The organism is Bacillus hominis (assembly GCF_018332515.1).
In the GTDB taxonomy this organism is placed as follows: Bacteria; Bacillota; Bacilli; order Bacillales; family Bacillaceae_G; genus Bacillus_A; species Bacillus_A hominis.
This window is the reverse complement of the sequence record NZ_BOQD01000411.1, coordinates 1-703: the sequence shown is the minus strand read 5'-3', so window position 1 is coordinate 703 and position 703 is coordinate 1. Positions and strand designations below refer to the sequence as shown.

The following is a 703-nucleotide window of genomic DNA, read 5'->3' as shown; positions in this document are numbered from 1 at the left end:
TATATTATATTATTAGGCTTATTTACTATTAAAGTGTGACAGGGAAAATAATATAATTATGAGTCAAGTTGACGGAAATACCGATTTGTTTTTCGATCCTGATTTCCGTCTCTATATTCATCAACATATTGCCTGAAATTCCAGGATTGTAAAAACTTATTAGCGGCATTATAACCAGAGTTATAGAGCCATTCTTTCTCTTCTTTAGTTAATTGGAAATTAGTACTTGTAATGGTTCCTGTTGGAATTGTAATAGTTCTAGCCTTTGATTCTTTATCTAAATGACGTAAATCATGAGCTTGCATCATCGTTTTAAATAGTCCTTTGAACATGGAAATAGGTTCTTCATAGTGGGCGGGATCAGCTTGAATCTCATCTTTTACAAAATGAAATCCAAAGGTAGGCCAGCGAGGAGAAGTCGGTGAATCGAAAATCCAAATTGGATAATTACTTAAAATACCGCCGTCAACCATATAACAAGGTTGTTTCCATTTCGGTGTTCTCCATTTAACTGGTTCGAAGAAGAAAGGAATGGTTCCACTCATTCTTACTGCTTTAGCGATAGGGAAGCGATAATTTAAAAATCCGTAGTTTGGCAAGTCATCAGGAAAAATAACCATTTTACCATTGCTTATATCTGAAGCGATAATTTTGAGTTTATTTAAATCGGGTAAGTCTGTAAACAAATGAATTCCTTTTTTTC

At 33.9% G+C, this 703-nt stretch carries 1 protein-coding gene; it reads right to left on the bottom strand.

Annotated elements, in window-relative coordinates; translation table 11 throughout:
• Nucleotides 1-56: 56 nt before the first annotated feature.
• The coding region (locus KI356_RS25765) for a patatin-like phospholipase family protein (RefSeq protein WP_212936861.1) at nt 57-703 on the bottom strand (647 nt) is incomplete at its 5' end.